The sequence below is a fragment of the Sphingomonas sp. GlSt437 genome, assembly GCF_048015635.2.
Classification (GTDB): domain Bacteria; phylum Pseudomonadota; class Alphaproteobacteria; order Sphingomonadales; family Sphingomonadaceae; genus Sphingomonas.
In genome coordinates this window covers 1455803-1479022 of the sequence record NZ_JBPGYA010000001.1, presented here as the reverse complement: position 1 = coordinate 1479022, position 23220 = coordinate 1455803, and the positions used below count along the sequence as shown (strand labels likewise).

General features: G+C 64.8%; 22 protein-coding genes. 9 read left to right on the top strand and 13 right to left on the bottom strand.

The genetic code is table 11. From position 1 onward, the window contains the following. The first annotated feature begins 27 nt into the window (after positions 1-27). The 9 genes from ACLB0R_RS07260 to ACLB0R_RS07220 all read left to right on the top strand — a co-directional run bounded on the left by ACLB0R_RS07260 (position 28) and on the right by ACLB0R_RS07220 (position 10728). Positions 28-426, top strand: a complete 399-nt coding sequence (locus ACLB0R_RS07260) for a DUF6491 family protein (RefSeq protein WP_416642600.1) — start codon at positions 28-30, stop codon at positions 424-426. A gap of 32 nt (positions 427-458) precedes the next feature. Then, positions 459-1457 (top strand): tRNA pseudouridine(55) synthase TruB, encoded by a 999-nt coding sequence (gene truB / locus ACLB0R_RS07255; protein WP_416642599.1) that lies wholly within the window; start codon positions 459-461, stop codon positions 1455-1457. 22 nt (positions 1458-1479) lie between these two features. After that, positions 1480-1749 carry a 30S ribosomal protein S15 gene (rpsO, locus tag ACLB0R_RS07250; protein ID WP_416642598.1) on the top strand — a complete coding sequence of 90 codons (270 nt, stop codon included), beginning with the start codon at positions 1480-1482 and terminating at the stop codon, positions 1747-1749. A 240-nt stretch (positions 1750-1989) separates the two neighbouring features. Beyond that, positions 1990-4314 carry a polyribonucleotide nucleotidyltransferase gene (pnp, locus tag ACLB0R_RS07245; RefSeq protein WP_416642597.1) on the top strand — a complete coding sequence of 775 codons (2325 nt, stop codon included), beginning with the start codon at positions 1990-1992 and terminating at the stop codon, positions 4312-4314. Positions 4315-4481: 167 nt separating this feature from the next. Next, complete coding sequence (locus tag ACLB0R_RS07240) at positions 4482-5297, top strand: EF-hand domain-containing protein (protein WP_416642596.1); 816 nt, start codon at positions 4482-4484, stop codon at positions 5295-5297. 96 nt (positions 5298-5393) lie between these two features. Continuing rightward, positions 5394-6089 (top strand): response regulator transcription factor, encoded by a 696-nt coding sequence (locus ACLB0R_RS07235; RefSeq protein WP_416642595.1) that lies wholly within the window; start codon positions 5394-5396, stop codon positions 6087-6089. After that, on the top strand, positions 6055-7398 hold the full coding sequence (locus ACLB0R_RS07230; protein ID WP_416642594.1) for a sensor histidine kinase: 1344 nt from the start codon (positions 6055-6057) through the stop codon (positions 7396-7398). Before ACLB0R_RS07235 ends, ACLB0R_RS07230 begins: the two co-directional genes overlap by 35 nt. 212 nt (positions 7399-7610) lie before the next feature. Continuing rightward, positions 7611-9992: a TonB-dependent receptor gene (locus ACLB0R_RS07225; RefSeq protein WP_416642593.1), complete on the top strand. Its 2382-nt coding sequence runs from the start codon at positions 7611-7613 to the stop codon at positions 9990-9992. 25 nt (positions 9993-10017) lie between these two features. After that, entirely contained in the window at positions 10018-10728 is a 711-nt protein-coding gene (locus tag ACLB0R_RS07220; RefSeq protein ID WP_416642592.1) for an acid phosphatase, read from the top strand. Between the two features lie 314 nt (positions 10729-11042). On the opposite strand, the gene ACLB0R_RS07215 is transcribed toward ACLB0R_RS07220, so the two are convergent. From ACLB0R_RS07215 to ACLB0R_RS07155, 13 genes are all read right to left on the bottom strand, one after another. Further along, positions 11043-11261, bottom strand: coding sequence for a helix-turn-helix transcriptional regulator (locus tag ACLB0R_RS07215; RefSeq protein ID WP_416642591.1), 219 nt, complete (start codon positions 11259-11261; stop codon positions 11043-11045). After that, the gene (locus tag ACLB0R_RS07210; protein ID WP_416642590.1) at positions 11258-11473 is read right to left on the bottom strand and encodes a DUF2274 domain-containing protein; all 216 of its coding nucleotides are present in this window, start codon (positions 11471-11473) and stop codon (positions 11258-11260) included. The genes ACLB0R_RS07215 and ACLB0R_RS07210 overlap by 4 nt, the downstream gene beginning before the upstream one ends. Position 11474: 1 nt before the next feature. Next, positions 11475-12671 carry a TrbI/VirB10 family protein gene (locus ACLB0R_RS07205; RefSeq protein ID WP_416642589.1) on the bottom strand — a complete coding sequence of 399 codons (1197 nt, stop codon included), beginning with the start codon at positions 12669-12671 and terminating at the stop codon, positions 11475-11477. Then, entirely contained in the window at positions 12668-13648 is a 981-nt protein-coding gene (gene trbG / locus ACLB0R_RS07200; protein ID WP_416642046.1) for a P-type conjugative transfer protein TrbG, read from the bottom strand. The genes ACLB0R_RS07205 and trbG overlap by 4 nt, the downstream gene beginning before the upstream one ends. Then, positions 13645-14448 (bottom strand): conjugal transfer protein TrbF, encoded by an 804-nt coding sequence (gene trbF / locus ACLB0R_RS07195; protein WP_416642047.1) that lies wholly within the window; start codon positions 14446-14448, stop codon positions 13645-13647. The genes trbG and trbF overlap by 4 nt, the downstream gene beginning before the upstream one ends. Further along, entirely contained in the window at positions 14448-15749 is a 1302-nt protein-coding gene (gene trbL, locus ACLB0R_RS07190; protein ID WP_416642048.1) for a P-type conjugative transfer protein TrbL, read from the bottom strand. Before trbL ends, trbF begins: the two co-directional genes overlap by 1 nt. A gap of 113 nt (positions 15750-15862) precedes the next feature. After that, entirely contained in the window at positions 15863-16615 is a 753-nt protein-coding gene (gene trbJ, locus ACLB0R_RS07185; protein ID WP_416642588.1) for a P-type conjugative transfer protein TrbJ, read from the bottom strand. Between the two features lie 36 nt (positions 16616-16651). Continuing rightward, positions 16652-19078 (bottom strand): conjugal transfer protein TrbE, encoded by a 2427-nt coding sequence (gene trbE, locus ACLB0R_RS07180; protein ID WP_416642587.1) that lies wholly within the window; start codon positions 19076-19078, stop codon positions 16652-16654. Continuing rightward, positions 19072-19350: a conjugal transfer protein gene (locus tag ACLB0R_RS07175; RefSeq protein WP_416642586.1), complete on the bottom strand. Its 279-nt coding sequence runs from the start codon at positions 19348-19350 to the stop codon at positions 19072-19074. Before ACLB0R_RS07175 ends, trbE begins: the two co-directional genes overlap by 7 nt. Continuing rightward, positions 19347-19682 carry a TrbC/VirB2 family protein gene (locus tag ACLB0R_RS07170; protein ID WP_416643035.1) on the bottom strand — a complete coding sequence of 112 codons (336 nt, stop codon included), beginning with the start codon at positions 19680-19682 and terminating at the stop codon, positions 19347-19349. The genes ACLB0R_RS07175 and ACLB0R_RS07170 overlap by 4 nt, the downstream gene beginning before the upstream one ends. 17 nt (positions 19683-19699) lie before the next feature. After that, a complete protein-coding gene (gene trbB, locus ACLB0R_RS07165) occupies positions 19700-20689 on the bottom strand; it encodes a P-type conjugative transfer ATPase TrbB (RefSeq protein WP_416642585.1) in 990 nt (329 codons plus the stop codon). After that, on the bottom strand, positions 20686-21090 hold the full coding sequence (locus ACLB0R_RS07160; RefSeq protein ID WP_416642584.1) for a CopG family transcriptional regulator: 405 nt from the start codon (positions 21088-21090) through the stop codon (positions 20686-20688). The genes trbB and ACLB0R_RS07160 overlap by 4 nt, the downstream gene beginning before the upstream one ends. Before the next feature lie 3 nt (positions 21091-21093). Further along, the gene (locus tag ACLB0R_RS07155) at positions 21094-23124 is read right to left on the bottom strand and encodes a conjugal transfer protein TraG (RefSeq protein WP_416642583.1); all 2031 of its coding nucleotides are present in this window, start codon (positions 23122-23124) and stop codon (positions 21094-21096) included. Positions 23125-23220: the final 96 nt, after the last annotated feature.

Here is a 23220-nt window from a genome sequence, read left to right as displayed (position 1 = left end):
GATAAGAATGAGCTGAGGGGGTCTGTGATGCGCCGTGCTTGGTTGTTTGGCCTAATGGCATATTCGGCGGCCGCAGCCATCGCGGCCGACAAGCCAAAATCATCATTGCCGAGCCCGGCGGATGGCCGGCCCGACGCTGACATTCCCTTCATTTATACGACGAAGATCCGCGGCTGGGCTTATGACGCGGCGCACAAGGCAGTGTATTTCATCGATTCCCGAAGTCAGTCTTATTATGTCTCATTCATAGGTGGCTGCCCTGAATTGGCCAACGCCCGGGGTTTTCAGGTCGATACGCATGGTTCGACGCGGCTGGATCATTTCGGATCGTTCACCGTCGATGATGTCGATGATACCGTTTGCCAAATTGACCGTCTGGTAGAAGCCGATCTGCCCGTCGGTTTAAAGATCGTTGGACGACGCTAGGCGCGTTAATCGGCTGACGTTAAGGCGGCCGGATGCACGGCTGGATCATTCTCGACAAGCCCGTCGGCCTGGGTTCGACTCAAGCGGTGAGCGCGGTGAAGCGGGCGTTGCGGGCCGAAGAATACCCCAAGCTCAAGGTCGGGCATGGGGGCACGCTCGATCCGCTTGCCTCGGGCGTGCTGCCGATTGCGATCGGTGAGGCCACCAAGCTCGCCGGGCGGATGCTCGATGCGAGCAAGACCTATGATTTCACGATCGGCTTCGGCATCGAGACCGATACGCTGGATGCCGAGGGCAAAACAGTCGCGACCAGTGAGGTTCGGCCGACACTGGCTGACATTGAAGCCGTCCTGCCGCGCTTCACCGGCGCGATCGATCAGGTGCCGCCGGCGTTCAGCGCGCTGAAGGTGGATGGCGCGCGCGCCTATGATTTAGCGCGGGCCGGGAAAGAGGTTGTTCTCGCGACACGGGCAGTAACGATATTTTCGCTGACCTTATCCTCCCCCGTCAGGGGGAGGTGGCAGGCGCAGCCTGACGGAGGGGGAGGAAATGCTACGGCCAGCGATCAGTGTCCTCCCCCTCCACCAGCTGCGCTGGTCCCCCTCCCCCTGGCGGGGGAGGATCACGTCAACGCCATCACCCTAACCGCCCATGTTTCCAAGGGCACCTATATCCGCAGCATGGCGCGCGACATCGCTCGCGCGCTCGGCACGGTCGGCCATGTCACGATGCTCAGGCGGACCAAGGCGGGGCCGTTCGGGCTCGACGCCGCGATATCGCTGGACAAACTCGCCGAATTGGGCCAAGGGCGCCGCCTTACCGATATCCTCCTGCCGTTGGGCGCGGGGCTGGACGACATCCCGGCTCTATCGCTCACTCCCGATCAGGCAGGACTGCTCCGCCAGGGGCAGCGGTTGATCGGGATCGCCGCGAGCGATGGCCTCCATCTGGCGAGCCTGGATAAAATCCCGGTCGCGCTGGTCGAGGTTGAGGACCGGGAGGTCCGCGTCGTCCGCGGGTTCAATCTTTAGCTACGATGTCGAAGGAAAAGACATGTCGATCACGCAGGAGCGCAAGGACGCGCTCGTCAAGGAATTTGGCCGCGCCGCCGGCGACACCGGCTCGACCGAGGTTCAGGTCGCGATCCTCACCGAGCGCATCCGCAACCTGACCGAGCATTTCAAGGGCCACGCCAAGGACAATCACTCGCGCCGCGGCTTGCTGATGATGGTCAACAAGCGCCGCTCGCTGCTCGATTATCTGCGCAAGACCGACGGTGGTCGCTATACCGATCTGATCGCGAAGCTCGGGCTTCGTAAGTAATTCAAAGGGCGGCTCGTTCGGGTCGCCCTTTTTATATTACGTCATCCCAGCGAAAGCTGAGATCGCATGCGGCAGGCGAAACAGCTTGCCAACCAACGACCCCAGCTTTTGCTGGGGTGACGACGGGAGGAGGCAATCCGGCTCTCTTCCCACGAGCCAGAACCGGCTCTCCAACGGGTCCGATGGGCGGACCCATACGGGCCCCGGTCCGCATAGGGCGGCCGGTGTGAAGGAAATCAAATGTTCGACAAGAAGACCGTATCAATCCAGTGGGGCGGGCAGACCCTCACCCTGGAAACGGGCAAGGTTGCCCGTCAAGCCGATGGCGCCGTTATCGCGACGCTCGGCGAAACCGTGGTGCTGTGCGCCGTAACTGCCGCCAAGTCGGTGAAGGAGGGGCAGGATTTCTTCCCGCTCACCGTGCACTATCAGGAAAAATATTCGGCCGCCGGGCGCATTCCGGGCGGCTTTTTCAAGCGCGAGCGCGGCGCGACCGAGCGTGAGACGCTGATCTCGCGCCTGATCGACCGCCCCGTGCGGCCGCTGTTCCCCGAAGGCTTCTACAACGAAATCAACGTCATCGCCCAGGTGCTGAGCTATGACGGCGAGAACGAGCCCGATATCCTGGCGATGATCGCGGCGTCCGCTGCGCTCACGCTGTCGGGCGTGCCCTTCATGGGCCCGATCGGCGCGGCGCGCGTCGGCTATAAGGATGGCGACTATATCCTCAATCCGACCGACGCGCTCGTTGAGGACGGCAAGCTCGACCTGATCGTCGCCGCGACGCATGACGCGGTGATGATGGTCGAATCCGAAGCCAAGGAGCTGTCGGAAGAGGTCATGCTCGGCGCGGTGATGTTCGCGCACAAGGCCAGCCAGAGCGTGATCAACGCGATCATCGACCTCGCCGAACAAGCCGCCAAGGAGCCGTGGGAGCTCAAGGTCAGCGACGATGCCGGCGCGGTCAAGGCCGAGCTCAAGAAGCTGATCGGCAAGGATATCGAGGCGGCCTACAAGCTGGTCGACAAGTCGGCGCGCGCCAACGCGCTCAACGCCGCGCGCGACAAGGCGAAGGCGGCGATGGCGGACAGGACCCCGCAGGAGCAGATGGTCGCGATCAAGACCGTCAAGAAGCTCGAGGCGGAGATCGTCCGCGGCGCGATCCTGAAGTCGGGCCAGCGCATCGACGGGCGCACGACGACGCAAATCCGGCCGATCGAGGCGGAAGTCCACTTTCTGCCGCGCGCGCATGGCTCGGCCTTGTTCACGCGTGGTGAGACGCAGACCATCGCGACCACGACGCTGGGCACCAAGGATGCCGAGCAGATGATCGACGGCCTGAACGGCTTGTCCTACGAAAACTTCATGCTGCACTATAACTTTCCGCCCTATTCGGTCGGTGAAGTCGGTCGCTTCGGGGCCCCCAGCCGCCGCGACATCGGCCATGGCAAGCTCGCCTGGCGCGCGCTGCACGCGGTGCTGCCGAGCAAGGAAGAGTTTCCCTACACCATCCGCGTGACCAGCGACATCACCGAGTCGAACGGCTCGTCGTCAATGGCGACGGTGTGCGGCGGTAGCTTGAGCTTGATGGACGCCGGCGTGCCGATCAAGCGCCCGGTCAGCGGCATCGCGATGGGCCTGATCCTGGAAGGCAAGGACTTCGCGGTCCTCAGCGACATTCTGGGTGACGAGGACCATCTCGGCGACATGGACTTCAAGGTGGCGGGCACGTCCGAGGGCATCACGTCCTTGCAGATGGACATCAAGATCGCCGGCATCACCGAGGAGATCATGAAAGTCGCGCTGGCGCAGGCCAAGGAAGGCCGTGCGCACATCCTGGGCGAAATGGCCAAGGCGCTCGACCAGACTCGCTCGGAGCTGTCGGCACACGCGCCGCGCATCGAGACCTTCACGATCGACAAGTCGAAGATCCGTGACGTGATCGGCACCGGCGGCAAGGTGATCCGCGAGATCGTCGCGACCACCGGCGCCAAGGTCGACATCGATGACGACGGCGTCATCAAGGTCTCGTCGTCCGACCACAGCCAGATCGAAGCCGCGATTGCCTGGATCAAGGGCATTGTCGAGGAAGCCGAAGTGGGCAAGATCTACAACGGCAAGGTCGTCAACCTCGTCGATTTCGGCGCGTTCGTGAACTTCATGGGCGGCAAGGACGGCCTTGTCCACGTCTCGGAGATCAAGAACGAGCGCGTCGAGAAGGTGTCGGACGTCCTGAGCGAAGGCCAGGAAGTCAAGGTCAAGGTGCTCGAGATCGATCCGCGCGGCAAGGTGCGCTTGTCGATGCGCGTCGTCGACCAGGAAACCGGCGAAGAGCTCGAAGACACCCGCCCGGCCCGCGAACCGCGTGCTGATCGGGGGGATCGCGGCGATCGTGGTCCGCGTCGTGACGGCGATGGCGGCCGTGGTGGTCGCGATCGCGGTCCCCGTCGGGATCGGGGCGATCGGGGTGATCGCGGGCCGCGCCGCGAGCGGTCGGAAGGCGGCAACGATGATGGCCCCGCGCCCGAATTTGCCCCTGCCTTCCTGACCGGCGATCGCGACTGATCGCGGCCTCATCGACTGACGACGAAAGGGGCTCGGGCAACCGGGCCCCTTTTTCATGGCGCCGACCTGACACAGTTGTCGCGCATTTTTCGCTCGCCTTTGGCCGGCCGGGCGGGCAATCGTGGCGCCGATGCGGTGCGTTGCCAGCCGCTGATTGAGGGATTGAGATGCGTCGTTTGTCTGTTGCCTGTGCTTTCAGCGTTGCGCTCGCGACCGCCGCAAGCGCGCAAACCGCACCCGCTTCGCCTACCGCGCCGGCGCCGCCAACCGACGCGGCTGCACCCGACAAGAAGCTGCATTTCTTTCCGAGCCTGCCCGAAGCGCCGGTCGACCAGCATCGCCGGCAAGTGTCACGCGGGCAATTGTTCGTCGCGCCGTCGGGTGAGCCGTTCCGTGCCGACCGTGGCGCGCCTTACCCCAGCCGGACGTGGTTCGATCGCGCCGACACCAACCATGACGGCAAGATCGACCGCCATGAATTCGAGGCCGATTTCCGGCGCTTTTTCGACGTGCTCGATGTCGATCATGATCTGCGCATCGATGCGACCGAAATCACGCGCTACGAGCGCGATCTCGTCCCCGAAATCCTGACCGGCGAAGCACCGCCATTGGGAGGTGGCCGCGGCGATGGCGGTGGCCGTCGCGGCGGTGGTCATCGGGGTGGCGGCAGCCGGCAGAATTTTGCGGGCGGCGGCGGCCAGGACCTCTCGAATATCCCGGTATCGCAGGGGGATGATACGCCATCGACGCAGCGTGGGCCCGACCAGCCGATCAGCGGCGCGGGCGCGTATAGCCTGATCAACATCCCCGAGCCGGTCGCGGCGATGGATGCCAATCTGGATGGCACGGTGACGCTTGCCGAAAATCGCGCGGCGGCGGAGCGGCGCTTTGCGCTGCTCGATTATGATCAGCGCGGCTATCTGACTTTTGACGATCTGCCGCGCCCGCCGATCCAGCGCGGCCTGTTCGGTCGTCGCTTTTAGCCTCTGGGCAGGCGCGCCCGATGCCGGATAGCGTCATCAGAATTTAACACGCCGGTAACACAGGCAAGCGGTAACCCGCTCGGAACTGCCTGACCGATGACTCACATTCTTGTCGTGGAAGACGATCCCGGGTCGGCCGATGCCATCGCGGCGATCCTGCACGATGAGGGGATGGACGTCGCGCATGCCGATAACGCGGCGCAGGCGTTTCTGCTCGCGCGCGACACCGATTTCGACGGCATCGTGCTTGATCGCATGCTGCCCGGCGGCATCGATGGCATTGGCCTGCTCGACATGCTGCGCGCGCATGGTGCAACGACGCCGGTGCTCATCCTGAGCGCCTTGTCGGCGCTGGAGGATCGCGTGCGGGGCTTGCGCGCCGGCGGCGATGATTATCTCGCCAAGCCGTTCGAGCCGATCGAGCTTGCCGCCCGCGTCAATGCGCTGGTCCGGCGGGGGCGTGCGCAAGGCAATAGTGCGACGCTGGACGCCGGCCGCGTGCGGATCGATTCAGCGGCTCGCCGCGCCTGGGTGGATGGGGTCGAGATCGAGCTGCAGCCGCGCGAGCTGCAATTGCTCGATTACCTCGCGCGGCGGCCTGACCGCCCGGTCACGCGGGCAATGATTTTCGAGGAGGTGTGGGGCTATCGCTACGACGCGCGCACCAACGTCATCGACGTGCATATCACTCGGCTGCGGCGCAAGATCGAGCGCGCCGACACGCCGCCGCTGATCGAAACGCTGAGGGGAATTGGCTATGTCTACAGAGGCGCTCAGGCGCTGGAGTCGTAGTTCGAGCGCGCGCTTCGCGCTCTTGTTCCTGCTGCTGTTCGGCTCGGCATCGGCGACGTTGTTCGGGTTCGTCTATTATCGCTCGATCGCCTATTTCGATGCGCAGACCGACGAGTGGCTGGCGCGTGAGACTGGCCGCGCACTCGATCCCGCCATCGATCGCGCCTCGCTGCTCAAGCGCGTGTCGACGCACAATATCCATGATGTCAGCCATCAGCGCGCCTTCGCTCTGTTCGACGGGCGGGGGAAGCGGCTGGGCGGCGATGTGCTGGCCTTGCCCAACGGGCTTGCCTCGGGCGTGCCGATCGAGGTCAACGCCCCCACCAGCTGGGGCCAGGCGCCGCTGCGCCTGATGGTGCGGCGGCTCGATAATGGCGACCAGTTCGTCGCGACCCAGGATTTGCGCCAGACCCAGGCGTTCGCGGCCGAGTTGATGCACGCGATGTTCTGGACCGGGGCGATCGTGTTGCTGCTCGGCATCGCCGGCACGATCGGCCTCGCGGCGGCGCAGGACAGGCGGCTGCGACAGCTGACGCAGGGGTTGCAGCGCATCATGGCGGGCCAGCTCGACGCGCGGTTGCCGATGTCGCGCCGGCGCGACGAGATTGACGAGCTGACCAGCCAGGTCAATCGCACCCTTGATGAAATCCAGCGGTTGATGACCGCGGTTAAGTCCGCCGGCGACAATATCGCGCACGACATGCGCACGCCGCTCACTCGCCTGCTCGCCACGGTCCACCGCGCCAACACGGCTGAAGCCGACCCGGCACAGCAAGCTGCCGCCATTGCCAACGCTGTCGACGAAATCCAGGCGATGATCGCGATGTTCAATGCACTGCTGCGCATCTCGGAGATCGACGAAGGCGCACGGCGCACCGGCTTCCGCCAGATCGATTTCGTGCGCGTGGTGGAAGATGTTGCCGATCTGCACGAAGCGGCAGCGACCGAGCGTGGCATCACCATTGCGCGCACCATGCCCGCGCGGCTTGATTATGAAGGCGATGCGGATTTGCTGTTCGAAGCGGTCGGCAATCTGCTCGACAACGCCATCAAATACACGCCCGATGGCGGCCATATCGACATCAGGTTGGGCGAGGGGCCCGTGCTGAGCGTCGCGGACACCGGGCCGGGCATTCCGACTGCCGAGCGCGGTCACGTCACCCGGCGCTTCCACCGCGTCGAAGCGAGCCGGCATCTGCCGGGCAACGGCCTTGGCCTCGCGCTTGTCGCGGCGATCGCGCGGCTACATCGGCTCGATCTCAGCATTGGCGGCGCGCCGGGGTGCGTGGCGACCTTGGCGCCGGTGTGAGGTAGCAGCCGAACATTAACTGAAATTTAGACTCCCGTCGCAGGACCGCAACGCAACCGACACCAATGAGTCACGCCCCGTGCTTAGGAGGCTCGTCGCGTCGCGGGGATTCTTTGGGGGGATCACCAGGAGAGGCAATGACAAGGCCGTGGTAAAACGGCCCGGGCATTCCCGCGCATCGGTTAAACCTATCGCCTCGGGAGGCTCAATCAATGCGCTCGTCACTCCGCTATTCGCTGCTCGCCGGTATCGCCGCGTGCCTCTCCTCGCCGGCGCTTGCGGCTGATAACGCGGCCAAGCCCGCCCCCGCGCCCGCTCCCGCCGACCAGCAAAGCACCAGCGCGGACCAAGCCGGCCAGGCGAACGACAAGCAATCGCTGACCACGTCTGACATCATCGTCACCGGCTCGCGCGCGGCGCAGGTCGCGCCGGTCACCGTGTCGCTGACCACGACGCAGCCGCAGGCAGCGGTCAGCCAGGATTACATTCAGGCCGCCAATCCGGGCTCGGATTTCTTCCAGCTCGTTGGCCTTACGCCCGGCGTCGCGCTCACCGGCAATGCCAATGGCGCGGGCTTCGTTGAAACCAAGGCGACGATCCGCGGCTTTCAGGACGGCGAATATAACGTCACTTATGACTCGATCCCGTTCGCTGACACCAATAACCCGACGCACCACTCGACTGCCTTCTTCCCGTCCAACACGATCGAAACCGTGGTCGTCGATCGCGGCCCGGGCAACGCCAGCCAGCTCGGCCAGGCTACTTTCGGCGGCAACATCAACCTCTATTCGCGCGCGGTGCAGGATCATGCCGGCGTCTCGGTCGAGGGCATTGGCGGCAATTTCAACAGCTTCATCGGCCGGGCGACGATCAACACGGGCGCGATCGAGAAGCTGGGCGGCGCCAAGTTCCTGCTCACCGGCCAGTATTTGAGCTCGGACGGCGCGCTGACCTATTCGCCGGTGAGCGACAAGAATATTTTCTTCAAGGGCGTCATCCCGATCGGTACGCACAACACGCTGACGCTGCTGGGCACCTATAACCGCAATTATTATTACCAGTCAGACGTGACCAAGGGCGCAACCTGCGGCCAGTACACCGCTGCCTCACCCGCGCCGGCCGGGACGACGCTGAACGTCGACAACTGCTCGCCGACGTCGCTGATCGGCACCTATGGGTTCAATTATGGATTGACCAACAACCCCAACAGCACCGAATATTGGCTGTACAACCGGACCGATAAAAATACTGACTTTGAGATCATCCGACTGCAGACCGATCTCGGCAGTGGCTTCTCGTTGGATAACCGCCTCTATACCTATCAGTATGAAAATCAGACCTATTCGGGTAACCCTGGAACGGTCGTAACGGGCTTCTCCGGCGCTGGAACTGTAGCGTCGCCCTACAAGACCGTTACCGCGCCCAACGATGTGCTCGGCTATAACAAGCTCAACAGCTACCGTAATTTCGGCTATATCGGCCAGGTCGACTATAGCTTCCACTGGGGTAAGATTCGTGCGGGCGGCTGGTTCGAGCACAGCTACACCAACCGCCATCTGTACGATCTCGACCGCACGACGGGGCAACCCAGCTTCAACGAGAAGTTCAACAACGGCAACGGCACCGCGGCGCAAAGCGCGTTGCCCGGTATCAACTTCGCCAATATTCGATATGATCAGCAGTCGAGCTGGGACCAGTTCCAGCTGTTCGGTGAATTCGAATTCCGGCCCTTCGCCAACCTGTCGATCACGCCCGGCGTGAAGTATGTCAACTTTACGCGCGCGATCAGCGCGATCATCAACCAGACGTCGCGCACCCCGCTCGCCACCGAAGCGACGTGGAAGACGACGTTGCCGTTCGCGACGATCAACTGGCAGTTCAAGCCCAACTGGGCGTTTTACGGCCAATATGCCAAGGGCTTTTATGTGCCCGATCTGTCGAGCTTCTACTCGGCCTCGGCCTCGCTCGGTCAGGCTCTGGCCAGCCTGAAGCCGCAGACGACGACCAACTATCAGATCGGCACGGTCTGGCATGGCGACAAGATCTCGGTCGACGCCGATGGCTATATCATCAACGTCAACAACAAGATCGGCACCTGCACCACAGTAGGCTGTGACACGACGCTGCTGATCAACATCGGCCAGGTTCGCTACAAGGGCTTTGAAGGAAGCGTGTCGGTCGAGCCACTGCATGGCCTGACGCTGTTCGGCAACGGATCGTACAACGAAGCGCGCAGCGTGACGTCGGGTGCGCAAGTCGCCAAGGCGCCGTTCTCGACCGCTGCTGCCGGGTTTATCTATCGCTGGCAGGGCCTGCGCGTGTCTTATGCGCAGAAATTCACCGGGCCGGCTTACGCGACCGAATATTCGGGCGCCGGTCCGCGCAACTACCGCATCGCGCCGTACAGCCTTGGGGACTTCTCGCTGAACTACGCGTTCCTGAAGCATTACGAGATCGGCGTGAACGTCTCGAACGTCTTCGATGATCGGTCGATCTATGCAATCTCCTCGGGCAAGACGGGCTATGGCGTCGACGATCAGTTCAACCTCAATGCGCCGCGCCAGGTACTTGTCCATCTGCGCGCCAATTACTGAGGCATCTGGACGAAGGAGAAGCGCGATGGTCCGCCAATGGCACTTTGCCCTGGGGGCCCTCGCGCTTCTCGCTCCGGCCGCGCACGCCAAAACGCCGCATGAGCTGCATTATCTGACGGCTGACGACGTGGCGCCGTCGCGCGTGTTGCCTGCGCCGCCGGCGCCCGGCTCGGTTGACGAACAGGCCGAACTTGCCGAGGTGCGCGCGATTATCGCCGCATCGACTCCGGCACGGCATGAGCAAGCACTGTGGGACCAGGAGCATGAAGACCCTGGTCTGTTCGACAAGACGCTGGGGCTCGAGCTCGAAAAGCTGCCGGTCACCTGGGCGTTGCTCAAAGAGGTGCAGGCCGAAGCGACTGCCGCCGTTGACTTGAGCAAAGCCTATTATCACCGCACGCGGCCCTGGGGCGTCGATCCTTCGATCCCCAGCTGCGAGCACGCGCCCGAGCACAAGCCGACCAACAGCTATCCGAGTGGCCATGGCATTCTCGGGTATGCGACGGGGACCGTGCTGGCCGCGCTGCTCCCCAGCCGCGCCGCCGAGATCCTGGGGCGCGCTGCCGATTACGGATTAAGCCGCGAGGTTTGCGGCGTGCACTTCCCCTCGGATATCGAGGCAAGCCATGTTCTCGGCACGCTGGTCGCGGTGAAACTGCTCGCCAATCCAGCCTTCAAAGCGAAGGTGGCAGATGCGCGCCGCGAGATGGCCGCCGCCCATGTCGGTGGCATCTGATTGCGCAGGAGCGTGCGCGGCGCAAGGCGCACTTAACGAGAACTGCGCGAGGGTGCCTGCCCAAGATCGGGCGCTACCTGATTAGCTGCTGGCGGAGACGGAGGGATTCGAACTCAATCGGTAAGCCCTTGTTTGAGGCCTGTAATCGAGTTCGCAATTTTCCCTGGGTCCACGCCTAGGTCCACGCGGCGAAATCCCCATAAAATCAACGATTAGGAGCGGTCTCGTCGGCTCGGTATAGATAGCCCAAAATGCCGCGCGACACAATGTGGCGCGGCACGAAAAAGCCGTTCCGGTGCCAAGGGCTTCGGACCTCAGACTTTGCGCTTCTTGCCCTCGAACCCGTCTTTCACATCGTCGATCCACGCGGATAGTTCGAGTTCACTCCAACGCGCGGCATACGGCGAGATCTTATAGGGCGCGGGGAAGCGTCCCTGCTTGATCAACCCATAGATCATTGTCTTGCCGAGGCCTGCTCTCCGGCAGACCTCGTCGAGCTTTATCAGTCGGTCAGGACGCTCGGCCGGAGTCATTTCCCGCCCCTCGACCTCGCAAAGGCGCGGTCGCTCTCCAGAAAGGCCGCCAGCATCGCCGGAATAAGCTCGGTGATGGGCTCCTCGCGACCATAGGCCTGCGCGTAGGCGGCCGCATAGGCGATGAGCGCCTCGTGAAGATCGGGCATAACCGATATGGAGAGCTTGACCGGGTTGCGATCGGGCAGTTGGGGTAGCTTGAGATCGGGCATGTCACTGCTCCCTTGGCATCGGCGCGAACACCAGATCCTTGTGGACGACTAGCCTGACCGGTGCTCCGGGCCGGATGGTAATCGTCGGCTGGATGTCGAGACTGCGCTGGGTGATCTGGTCGCCCGCGCGCGCGACATTGTCCTGCGTCGACATGCGGATCGCCTGCACGAGGTCGCCCTGCCCGGACAGCGCCAGCTCCGAGCTGACGCCGAGCAGCGTGGACAGGACCACGCCCTTGAGCAGCTGCCAAGTGTGGAAGTCGACCTTGCCGGCAAGACCGCCATAGCCGGAAGGATCGGTTGCCGGCACGTTGTCGATGCGTAGCGAACTCCCATCCGGCATGACGATGCGCTGCCAGACGATGAGCGCGCGCTTCTGGCCGAAGGCCACGACGCTGTCATATGACCCGATGAGCCGAGCGCCCTGCGGCACCAGAAGCAAGCGGCCGGTGGCGCTGTCGTAGGTGTTTTCGGTCACTTGCGCCGTGACCAGGCCAGGCAGGTCGGAGCGGAGACCAGTGATCAGGCTGGCCGAGATCACGCTTCCCGCCGACAGCGTATAGGGGGACGGCAGCGGAGTCAGCGCGTGCGGATTAACGTCTCCCTTTGGGTCCAGCGCCGCCACGAAGGCGGCCTTGCGACCCTGGGCGTTGGGATCGCTTGTCGGATCGAGCGATGTCTTTCCCGGCTCGCTCGCCGGAGTTGCCACCGGCGGAGTGACTGCCGTCTCGCCAGTCGGCTGCGCTTGACGATTCTGCACGAGCACGCCGGACTCTCGCGCCGCCTTCAGCTCGGCGAGGCGCCGCTCACGCTCTGCCGCCTCGGTCTGCTGGAGCTGTTGGTCGCCCGGATTTGTGCCCGCTGCGAGTTGCTGCTGCCGCTCGAGGATCGGCTTGCCGAGGTCGCCGGGAAGCGGCGGACCGAGCCGCGGCACGTCACCATAGGTGGCAGGCGCGCCATTGAGGGCATCGCTGTTCGGCCGCGCGGCGGGTTGTGACAACTCCTCCTGCGGCGCCGCACCCTGGAACAAGCGCGGTTTGAGAGCCAACCATGTCACCGCGGTCAAACTGACCGCGCCGATTGCCGCTATCGCGATGATGAAACCGCGCTTGAACCGGATCGCACGTGGCGGCCGGCTGCGGATCGCGAGCGTCTCGGGGTCGAGCTTGGCGGGCCGGGCCGATGCAGCCTCGGTCATGACCCCCTCCGCCCGCTGGCCTGTTGGCCGGTCCGGCTGATCCGCACGACGTCCTGGCGCTTCAGCCCCAGCCGCAATTCGGCGGTGTCGAACAGGCGGTCGACGACATAATAGCGGCCCTGTAGCCGATAGTTGACGAGGGCTGTGGTACCCTTGCCATCGACGAGAAACAGCGGCGGTGCCTCGCCCACGCCGATCGACGCTGGAAACTCGATAAAGGTCTGCCGGCCATCATCGAAGGCGCGCAGCGGCCGCCACGGCGGCTGGTCGCCGGTGATGGCATAGTCGAAGTGGAGTTGATCGACCGACAGGCCCGATGCGACCGGCTGGGCCGCGCGTGCCTGATCGGCGGCGGCCTTGAGCGCAATTAGCTGGTCCGCCGAATAGGTCCAGGACAGCGCTGCCATGGCGGTGTGCTCGGTGCTGGTCAGGGACAAATGATAGGTCCGCCGGTCGGTGACCACAACGGCGTTAGTGGCAAGGCCGCTGGCAAAGGGTTTCACCAGAATATGGGTGCGCTTTGTATCGCCACTGCCGCTCGTGGTGTCGCCGATCACCCAGCGGACCGTGTCGCCGGCCGCGACCGCGCCCAAGTTCTCGCCCGGCTGCAGCGCGATGTCGGTGACCTGCCCAGGTGCGGTGAACACATGATAGATCGTGCCGTCGCCATAGGGATAAACCTGCACCGCGTTCACATACCCGCCGGTCGCCGGTTCGAGCGTTGCCGCGCGATTAGCGGCGCGCACGCGCAATTCGGCTGGTGACGGAGGCCGGTAGACATGGCGTAGCGGCGGCTGTGTGGTCTTCGGCGTGCTGGCGACAGGCTGTACGATGACCGGTGACGTTGCGGCCGTTTCCGGAGTGACCGACGCTGAAGCTGGCGCGGCCGATACCGGCACGGTCGTGGTTGGTGTCGTCTGGGCAAGCGCGGGCGCGGCCACGGCAAGTGCCGTCGCTACAAGACAAGCGAATTTCATGGCTGGACCTCTATATTGGTGTTCGGGGCAACGAGGTTCGGATCGACCGGCGATCCGGCGGGGATGCTTGCCAGCGGCGCCGATGGTGCCGGCGTCGCCACAGCCTTGGTCGCGGCTGGTTCCAGTTCGCGGCTCCAGTCGATCGCGTCGACATAGATGCCGAGCGGATTCTTGCGGAGCGTGTCGGCACTGGTCGGCGGCGCCATCGCCACGGTCAGGATCGCGGTCCAATGCGCGACCCCAGTCGCTGCGCCGCGCTCATAAGACGTCTCGAGCCATTTCACCTGAAACGACTTGTCGGACGCGCGGACGACGCTGGTGATCTGCACCGAGACTGTGCGCTCGCCGACATGTCCGAATGGATCGGCCGAACGGGCATAGTCGCCGAGAAAGACCGCGCCGCGCTTCGTCGTGAAATCATAGGCCGAGAGCCAGTCCTGCCGCATCAGCACCGGATCAAGCGAAACCGTGCGCACATCGGCGATGAAACGCGACAGGAACCACGCGACCTGCGGGTCGGTCGGTTGATAGGTCCTATCGGCGGGCTGGATTGCCCGTGCTTCGCCGAGCCGATCGACCTCGACCACATAGGGCACGACCCGGCTTTGCAGCGATTGCCAGAGCAGGCCGCCCGACAAGCCAGTCGCGAGACCCAGGCAGCCAAATGCCATTAGTCGCCAGTTGCGCGCCTGGACCCGGGCGGAGCCGATCCGCTCGTCCCAAAGCTGGCCGGCGCGTTGATAGGGTGTTTCCGGTGCCGGCGTGCGCCCATAGCGCTGCACCGCTCGTTTGAAGAGCATCAGTCGTCCCTTTCCTTGATATCGGGGGTGGCGCCGTGGCCGCCACGATCGCCCTGCTGGACGGCGTGAATGGCGGTCTGGCCGTAATGGCGGGTGGATTGCTGTGCCTTTATCGCACGCGCCCATCCGGGCATGGCATCGGCGCCGCCTTCGGAAGCCGTTGCCGCCGCCGTCCGGTTGCTGAGCGCATTGAAGGCGGCCTGGCGGCCGGCCTCGGCCGCTTCGCCGATCCCGAATGCGGCGGACATGCGTGACCGGGCAGCACCACCGGCAGCGCTCGCCATCCCGGAGAGTCCCGCGCCGACGCTCGACGATCCGGCGGCTTCCTGTCCGAGCGTATAGGCGGTCGATGCCGCCGATCCCATTGCCGTTCCGGCGCGCACGGCGCCAAGGCCGGAAGCGGCAAGTCCGCGCGCCGCGCCGACCGCGCCGGCGCCGCCGAGATACATTATTCCGCCGGCACCGAGCACCGAACCGAGGGCGGCACCGGCGCCAAGCTGTGGTCCGCCGGAGACAAGCCCGGAGGCGATCGAAGGTCCGAAGATGCCGAGCCCGAACAATGCGAGGCTCGCCAGCACGAGGCTCATCGCCTTGCCGATGTCGGGTTCGGTGCCCTGCAGCGAGGCGGTAAACGGCTGGAAATAGTTGGAGCCGATGCCGACGATGACGGCAAGCACCATCACCTTGATGCCCGAGCCGACCACATTGCCGAGCACGCGTTCAGCGAGAAAGCTGGTGCGGTTCCAGAGCGCAAACGGCACGAGGATGAAGCCGGCCAGCGTCGTCAGCTTGAACTCGAGGATCGTCACGAACATTTGCACCGAGAGGATGAAGAAGGCGAGGATCACGATCACCCACGCAACCAACAGCACGACGATGGTCAGGAAGTTGTCGAAGAAGGTAGTGAAGCCGAGATACTGATTGACCTGTTGGAGTAGCGGCCAGGCCGCCGAGAAGCCGGTGCCGGCGAGCCGACCGGGCTTCAAAAGATCGTCGGCCGACAGCGTTCCGCCGCCCGCCGTCAGGCCAGCCTTGGCGAAGGAATCGAAGATGATAGTCGACAGCGTCGAGAAGCTGTTCAGGATGAACGCGAACGCGCCGATATAGAGGATCTTGCGGATCAGCCGGCCGAGCACATTGTCCTCGCCGCCCAGCGCCCAGAACAGACCGGCGAGCGTGATGTCGAGCGCGATCAGGGTGCGGCTGAGGAAACCGACATCACCGCCCAACAGCCCGAACCCGCTGTCGATATAGCGGATGAAGGCCTGCATGAACTGATCGATGACGTTGAGGTCGTTCACAGCGTTTCTTCCTGTGGTGATGCGAGAGATGCCGCGGGGCTCGACCGGGGGAGCAAGGGGCGACCGAGCCCCGCGGCGGCACCGGCGGGAGCCGGCACCCATGCCGGCGACGCCTACCGGGGGGTGTAGGCGTTGCCGGAGCCGAGGAACTTGGTGGTCGCGCTCCGGGCGTCGGTTTGGCTCTGCGTCCGGTTAGCGCGCTCGATTGCGTCGGCGCGATATTGCGCCGCCATCAGCGTCTGGATCTGGAACTGCTGCTTGGCGACGAGCGCGAGAAGCTGGTTGGTCGCCTGGCTGGCCTGCAGGGCGCCTTGAGCTCCCTGGCTGCGCTGGACGATGCCGTTGAGCGTCGCCTGATCGGCCGCGATATTCTCGACCACTTGCGCCTGCACGGTCATGGTCTGCTTGTACGCCGCCATCGACGTGTCGAGCCGGCTTCGCGCGTCGATCACATGCTGGTTGTTGGTGAGCGCCTGGTTGAAGCTGGTCGGGAACATGCGTTGGAACTGCTGGTCGAGATTGGCGACGCGGAACTGGATGCCCCGTGCCTGCGCCATCAGCACATCGACCTGCCGGATCGTTTGCTGGAGCGCCTGCAATTCCGGGAAGCCGATCGTGGTCAGGTTACGGGCCTGGTTGACCAGGCTCTGCGCCTGATTCTGCAGCATATGGATCTGATTGTTGATCTGCTGCAGCGTCCGGGCTGCGGTCAGGATGTTCTGGCTGTAGTTGGACGGGTCGAACACGGTCCATTGCGCGCGCGCTGGCTGGCTCGGCACCACTAAGCTCATCATCAGCGCGCCGGTGGCGGACAAGCCGAGCGCGCCGGCAATGAGGTGTTTTCTGAAGGGGGATGTCTTGGTCATGATCTGTCTCCAAAGGGCTGTTGGTTGGGGAGCGGTTCAGGCCAGCGTGCCTGGAAAGTCGCCGAGCAGGTCGGTGGCCCAGGCAAGACCAGCGGACTCGAGGAAGCGGGCGGAGAATGCGACTCGGCCGTGCTCGGACAGAATCGCGTCGATCAGTTTCTGGCTGGCGGGATCGGACGCACCGCAGAGCGCAAGCGCGATCGGCCCCAGCCCGAGCTCGAACAGACGGTTTCCGCGAGCAGATTGGAGATAGTAGTGCCGCTTGGGCGTCGCCCGGCTGATCAGTTCGATCTGGCGGTCGTTGAGGCCGAACCTCGCATAGGCTTCCCGGCCCTGCGGCTCGAGCGCGCGATCATTAGGCAGGAGGATGCGCTGCGGGCAGCTCTCGATGATGGCCGGCGCGATGCTGCTGCCGGCGATATCGGCCAGGCTCTGCGTCGCGAAAAGGACCGCGACGTTCTTCTTGCGCAGGGTCTTCAGCCATTCGCGAATGCGCGCGGCGAAGAGCGGATGATCGAGGAAGATCCAGGCCTCGTCGAGGATCAGCAGCGTTGGTCGGCCGTCGAACCGTTCCTCCAGGCGGTGGAACAGATAGGTCAGGACCGGTGCCACGACGCTCGTGGCCCCAAGCAGCGCCTCGGTCTCGAAGCACTGGACGTCGGCGAACGCCAGACCGCTCTCGCTCGCATCGAGCAGCCGGCCATGCGGACCGTCAAGCGTGTAGGGCTGGATCGCGGTGCGCAGCGCATTCGACTGGAGCAGCAGCGCCAGCCCGGTCATCGTCCGCTCGGCCGGCGGTGCGGTTGCCAGGCTGCCGAGCGCGGACCATACCGCGTCCTTGACCTCCGGGGTGACGGCCACGCGCTCGGCATCGAGCAGTGCGGCGATCCATTCCGCCGCCCAGCTGCGCTCAGCGGGATCGTCGATCCGGAGCAGCGGCTGGAACGCCAGGGTGTCACCGTCCGAAGCGCCGAGTGCGTGGTGCGCGCCGCCCATCGCCAGCACGACCGCCCGCGCCGAGAAACCCTTGTCGAAAATGTAGACCTGCGATTGGCTATAGCGGCGGAATTGCAGCGCAATCAGCGCCAGCAGCACCGACTTGCCCGCACCGGTCGGGCCGACGACCATCATGTGGCCGACGTCGCCGACGTGCGTGGACAGCCGGAATGGCGTCGAGCCGCTGGTCTGGGCGACCAGCAACGGCGGTCCCTCGAGGTGATCGTTGGCCGCCGGCCCTGCCCAGACCGACGACAGCGGCATCAGATGGGCCAGGTTCAGCGTATGGACGATCGGCTGGCGGACATTGGCATAGACATGGCCGGGGATCGACGACAGCCACGCCTCGACGGCATTGACGCCTTCGCGGATGGTGTTGAAGCCGAGACCGCCGACGATCCGCTCGACCTGCCGCATCTTGGTTTCGACGGCCGCGCGGTCCTCGTCACTGACGGTGATGGCCGTGGTCAGATAGCCGAACGCGACATGATCGCCGCCAAGCGCCTGAAGCGCCAGGTCGGCATCCGCCACCTTGTTGTCGGCGTCGCTGTCGAGCAGTTGCGTCGGCTGGTTATACATGACCTCGCGCAGCAGCGCGGTGACCGACTTGCGCTTGTTGAACCACTGGCGGCGCAGCTTGGTAAGGAGCTTGGTCGCGTCGGTCTTGTCGAGCGCGATGAAGCGCGTCGCCCAGCGATAGGCGAAGTCAGCCTCGTTGAGGGCGTCGAGAATGCCGGGCCGACTGACATTCGGAAAGCCGATGACCGTCAGCGTGCGCAGGTGGCGATCGCCGAGCATCGGCTCGAGGCCGCCGACCAGCGGCGTATCCGCCAGCAGCGCGTCGAGATACATCGGTGTTTCGGGCACCGCGACCCAGTGGTGATATGTAGAGATCGTGCTGTGAAGATAGGTCAACGTCTCGTCGGATGAGAGGGCCCGCACCTCGGGCATGAACGCGGCGAACAGGTCGAGCGCGCGATCGGTCTCCGTTATGAAACTCGCCAGCGCAGCCCGCCAGTCGCGGCCGTCTGCTGCGTCGGGCCGGTCGACAAGAGATCGCCCGGCGGCATCCGCACCGTCGGCGGTGGGAAGCCAGACGAGGGTCAGATGGTAGCGACTCTCGAAATGCGCGCCTTCCGCCTCGAAGCGCCCACGCCGCTCCTCGTCGACGAGCCACGAAGCCGGGTCGGGAAAGTTGCTCGCCGGGTAGCCGAGCGCTTCGCGCCGCTCGGCATCGAAAATAAGTGCCCAGCCGGTGCCGAACCGCTTCAGCACGTTGTTTGCACGAGCACAGGCCGACACGAGTTCGGCTTCGGTCGCGCTCTCAAGGTCGGGCCCGCGGAACGCGAGCGTCCGCTGGAAGCTGCCGTCCTTGTTGAGGATGATACCTTCCGCGACCAGCGCCGCCCAGGGCAGATGGTCGGCGAGGCGATCGGCGCGATGGCGATATTCGGCCAGGCTCAGCATGCGAGATAGCCCTTCTGTCGCAGATGGCGGATCAGGACGGGCGCGAAAGAGGGGTCGCGACGGGTCGCGAAGACCGCGATGCTGTGCCCGACTGCCCAGATGACGATCCCCGCGATCCATTGCTGCAAGCCCAGGCCGATCGCGGCCGCCAGCGTTCCATTGACGATCGCAAGGCCACGCGGTGCGCCACCCAGCAGGATGGCACTGCCCAGGCTAGCGTGAATGGGCACCTCGAAGCCGGCAATATGCTCGTTGTCGAGAGGCGCGCTCACCCGATCAGCGCTCCGCCGCCAAAGCTAAAGAACGACAGGAAGAAGCTCGATGCCGCGAACGCGATCGACAGGCCGAAGATGATCTGGATGAGGCGACGAAAGCCGCCGGCGGTCTCGCCGAAGGCAAGCGTCAGGCCGGTCGTGATGATGATGATCACCGCGACAATCTTGGCGACCGGACCCTGCACCGAATCCAGCACCTGCTGGAGTGGCTGTTCCCAGGGCATGCCGGTGCCGGCGGCTTGGGCGTGGCTGGCGATGGTGACGCCGAGGCCGAGGACCGCACCGGCAAGGAAGGTCGAGCGGCGCCCCGGAATGGAAAGGGCGGGCATGTGAACAAGGCGCATGGTCATTCTCCTGGCTTGGGGATTGTGGGATCGGGGGTGAGGTCAACGACGGCGTAGCCGCCGTCCGGATCGACGCCGGCTACGCGTGCGATGGTCTCGACCCGTCGGACGAGGCCGCGACCGGCGATGAACACGATCATGTCGATGGCCTCGGCGATCAGCCGGCGCGGAACGGTGACGACCGTTTCCTGCACGAGCTGTTCGAGCCGGTAGAGTGCGGAGACCGCACCGTTTGCGTGTACGGTGGCGATGCCGCCGGGATGGCCGGTGTTCCACGCCTTGAGCATGTCGAGCGCTTCGGCCCCGCGGACTTCGCCGACGATGATGCGGTCGGGGCGCAGCCGCAGCGTCGAGCGGACCAAGTCGGCCATGCCGACGATGCCGGGCCGGGTGCGCAGCGCCACGACGTCAGATGCCGCGCATTGCAGCTCGCGCGTGTCCTCGATCAGGATGACGCGCTCATCGAGATGCGCCATCTCGGCGAGCAGCGCGTTGGCAAGCGTGGTCTTGCCCGACGACGTGCCGCCTGCAACCAGGATGTTCTTTCGATCGACAACGGCTCGCGACAGCAGCCGCGCGGAGTCGGCCGATATGATGCCGTCGGTCACATAATCGAGCAGCGTGTAGATCTTCGCGGCGGGTTTGCGGATCGAGAAGCAGGGTGCGAGGCAGACCGGCGGCAGGATACCCTCGAACCGCTCGCCTGCGCCCTCGCCGTGCGGCGGCAGCTCGGCCGACACGATCGGAGACGCGGCGTGGACTTCGGTACGGGCGTGGCTTGCGACCAGGCGGATGATCCGCTCGACCTGGGCCGGATCGTAGCGGGTGCCGGTATCGGTTCGCCCTTCGCCAAGCCGGTCGAGCCGGAGCGCGCCGTCAGGATTGACCATGATCTCGATGACCGCCGGATCGGCGAGTGCGGCAGCGATGGTCGGCCCCATTGCAGTACGCAGCATCGCGCGGCGACGATCAGCGGAAAGCGTCTCGCTCATCGCCCCGCCTCCGCGTCTTCGATAGCGCCGATCGAGCGCTTGCCCGACCCGATCTGCCGGCCGACCTGATTGACGAAGGCCTCGAACCGCTCGCGCCCGACCGCGCGTGCCGCGGTGTCTGCTTCCGGCAATGGCGCGGTTACGGTGAGCTGATAGCGGACGAACAGCGACAGGCTTTCGAGCAACACCTCGATGTCACGCCGGGCGTGGCCGATCTCACGGGAGATGCGATCGAGCCTGCCCTTCAACAGGTCGTCGATCTCCTTGGTGCCCTTGCGCGCGAGGTAGGCAGCGAGCGCATCGCTGACGATCTGCGACTTGTTCGTCCCCGGCTTGCGCGCAAGGTCGTCCAGCGCATCGCTGAGCGTCTGGTCGATATAGAGGTTCTGGCGGAACTTCATCGCTCAGAGCCCCGGCAGCAGGTCGCGCCCGCCGGCTTCGTCGATGCCATAGCCGCGCGCGACCGCGCTCAGGCCGCGGGCGCGGTCCATCGCCCGTTGGTCGGCGGCGAGATCGCCCTCGTCCTGGTCGGCGGCAAGCAGGTCGAGCTGCGTCGGCTGCTCGGGTTTCGTGGGCGCTTCCTCGGCAAGGCCCGGATGGCGCTGCTGCTCGAGCCCACCATCTTCGCCCTCGGTCTCGGCAGCATCCTCGGTTCGGGCGAGCCGGGCATCGGGCCGGCGGGCGAGACTGCCCCAATCGTTCGATCGAGCCTGCGGCCGATCAGCATAGCGGCCGTCGGTCAGTTCGGGAGGCGCGGCAACGCGCACTCGGAAATTGCGGTCCTCATAGTAGCGCAGCTTCTGGGCGCGGATCGGGGCGAGTCCGGACACGAGCACCAGCTCGTCGGAAGGCGGAAGTTGCATCACCTCACCGGGCGTCAGCAGCGGCCGCGCGGTCTCCTGCCGGCTGACCATGACGTGCGCGAGCCAGGGCGCGAGCCGGTGGCCGGCATAGTTGCGCATCGATCGCTGTTCGGTGGCGGTGCCGAGTGCGTCGGAGATGCGCCGCGCCGTTCGCTCGTCGTTGGTCGCGAACGCGACGCGCACATGGCAATTGTCGAGGATACTGTTGTGCTCGCCATAGGCCTTCTCGATCTGGTTGAGGCTCTGAGCGATAAGGAAGGCACGCACGCCGTAACCGGCCATGAAGGCAAGGCTGGTTTCGAAGAAATCGAGGCGGCCGAGCGCCGGGAACTCGTCCAGCATCATCAGCAGCTTGTGGTTACGTTTCGCTGCGCCGACGCCATCGAGGCGTTCGGTCAGCCGGCGGCCGATCTGATTGAGGATCAGGCGGACCAGCGGCTTGGTGCGGCTGATATCGGACGGCGGAATGACGAGGTAGAGCGAGACGGGCTGTGCCGCCTCGACAAGATCGGCGATCCGCCAGTCGCAGCGCGATGTCACCTCGGCGACGGTCGGATCGCGGTAGAGACCGAGAAACGACATCGCAGTTGAGAGCACACCGCTGCGTTCATTGTCGGATTTGTTCAGCACCTCGCGGGCCGCCGAAGCCACGACGGGATGGACCTGCGGATTCTCCGTCGTGCCGAGATGATTAGTGGTCATCATCCGCTTGAGCGTGGCCACGAACGGACGCTGCGGATCGGACAGGAAGGTCGCTACGCGTGCGAGAGTCTTTTCTTCCTCGGCATAGAGGATGTGGAGGATCGCGCCGACCAGCAGCGAATGGCTGGTTTTTTCCCAGTGATTGCGACGCTCTAGCGCCCCCTCGGGGTCGACCAGAATGTCAGCGATGTTCTGAACGTCGCGGACCTCGTTCTCGCCGCGGCGGACTTCGAGCAGCGGGTTGTAATGCGCCGATCGTGCATCGGTCGGATTGAAAAGAAGGGCGTGCGAAAAGCGCGAACGCCAGCCGGCGGTGAGCTGCCAATTCTCGCCCTTGATGTCATGGATGACCGCCGAGCCGGTCCAGCTCAGCAGGGTTGGTACGACCAGACCGACGCCCTTGCCCGAGCGGGTCGGCGCGAACGCCATCACATGCTCGGGGCCGTCATGGCGCAGGTAGCGGCCATGGTGGCGACCGAGAAAGGCGCCGGCATCGCCAAGCAGCCCGGCGCGTTCCATCTCGCTGACCTCGGCCCAGCGCGCCGAACCGTAGGTCGTGACGTGGCGCTGCTGGCGCGCGCGCCACAGTGAACCGAAGATTGCGGCAGCACAGCCGACGAAACCGCTGGCGCCGGCAATCATGCCCGCCTTGTCGAAAACCTGCGGCGCGTAGGCGTCGTAGTGATACCACCACGGGAAAATCGCCCAGGGCCGATAGATCGGCGTGTGGAACAGGGTGAACCAAGGGAGCCCGAGCTGCGGCTGATAGGCGAGCATCGCCGCCGCCCACTGCGTCGCCGTCCATAGGCCGGCGATCACGATCGCGAACACCACGATAATCTGGCCGATGAGCAGCTTGGTCGGGGTCATACGGGCGCTCCGCCCGAAGGCGGAGAGGCCATTCGGGTTCATGCCCGCAAAAATCGATCCAATCGGCTCGTTGGGAAATTACGGTCTCGAAGCACC